Annotated in this window: 1 protein-coding gene; it reads right to left on the bottom strand. The window is 32.7% G+C overall.

The window, feature by feature from the left end; translation table 11 throughout:
- Window positions 1-1767, bottom strand: a 1767-nt coding sequence (locus ACNQGX_RS18275) for a condensation domain-containing protein (RefSeq protein ID WP_417978733.1), incomplete at its 3' end; no start/stop codon positions are given.
- Between the last annotated feature and the right edge of the window lie 18 nt (window positions 1768-1785).

Genomic DNA, 1785 nt, shown 5'->3' with positions numbered 1-1785 from the left:
TTGCTCTTCAAATAAATCAATAATCGTTTTATCTCCAGGATAAGCTACTCTTGTGTCATTAAAGTCTACCAAAAGGTGTTGCTTCTCTTCCTGGGTTAAATAATCGATTTCTTGGATAAGTGTTTCAGGATGTCCAAGGGATTGGTCTAATAGATTCTCAAAATGAATAAACATTCGCTCAATTAATTCAATATTATAAATATCTGTATTGTATTGAATTGATAACCCCAATCCTTCTTGCTCTAAAAAATTAAAAATGATATCAAATTGAGAAGTATTATCTGTAAAATTATACTGATCAACTTGTAGACCCGATAAAGATTCTTCAATTCTTATCCCTCTTACTTGGCCTTGACTTTGTAATGTTACCAATACATCAAACAAAGCGGAACGACTCATATCTCGTTTTAAATTAAGCTTGCCTACTAACTCATCAAATGGATATGCCTGATGTGCATAAGCACCTAATAACGTTGTCTTTTCTTGTTTTAATAAATCTAAAAAGGTTGCATTTTCTTTAAACTGAGTTCTTATAGCTAAAGTATTCAAATACAATCCTATCTGATTCTCTAAATCAGAATGCTCTCGCCCAGCTATAGGAGTACCTAATATGATGTCATCTTGACCACTGTATTTATGTAAAAGTACTTTGACTCCTGTCATAAGGGTCATAAACAAAGTCGATTGATACTTTTCTGAAAAGCCTTTTAGTTTATCTAAAAATGTCTTAGGAAATTCATGCGTAAAACTTGCTCCATTATAAGTCTTAATCGATGGACGTGTTTTAAAACTTGGGAGATTTAAAACAGGGAGATCTCCCGAAAATTGCTCCATCCAGAAATCTTCTGCTTTTTGGTGTTTTTCTTGTTGCAATGATTCATTTATCCAAACAGCATAATCTTTATATTGAATATTCAATTCTGGCAAATCGGCTTCTTTTCCTTCTAACAAAGAATTGTAGATCCTTACTACCTCTGAAATCAATAACTCCATAGACCAACCATCCCCTATAATATGGTGCATGGATAAGAAAAATATAAAATTATTCTTTTTTAATTCTATCAAAGAGGTTCTTACCAAAGGCCCTTGCTTTAAATCAAAGACTTCTTTATTGATCTCTTCCAGATAATTTGAAACTAACTGATCTTGATTCTTTTGTTTTGAGAAACTTTTTTGTGTCATTCTAAAGCTTACACCTTCAATTGGTATGATAAATTGACGAACTTCCCCTTCTAAATCGGTTTTAAAGCTTGTTCGCAATATTTCATGACGATCTATTAATCTAATGAATGAGGCTTCAAATTTAGCAATATCTATATCTCCTGTTAACTGAACTGCTGCAGGCATATTATAAGCTAATGAACCGCCTTCTAATTGACTCACTATCCACAACCTATTTTGTGAGGCTGTTAATGGATAAGAAGTTGCTTCTTGTGCTTTAGGAATTGCTATATAGTTATTCTCTTTTAGCTTATCTGATAAAAACGCTATGGTTGGATTTGAAAAGAATTCTTTAAAACTTATTGTTTGATTTAATTGCTTTTGGGTTTGATTGATTAATTGTACCACTACCAAACTATGTCCTCCAAGCTCAAAGAAATTATCGGTTATTCCTACTTTTTCAATCCCTAAAACCTCTTTCCATATCTCCAGCATTTTTTTCTCCGCTGCATTTCTTGGAGCTACATATTCTTTTTTAATTACATCCTCACCTGTCACACTTGGCAATGCCTTTCTGTCTACTTTCCCGTTTGAAGTTAATGGCATAGAATCTAGTTCTACATA

Source organism: Flavobacterium glycogeni (assembly GCF_048286775.1).
Taxonomy (GTDB): Bacteria; Bacteroidota; Bacteroidia; order Flavobacteriales; family Flavobacteriaceae; genus Flavobacterium.
Note: the sequence above shows the minus strand (reverse complement) of the source record. Positions and strands in the feature narration are given on the sequence as shown.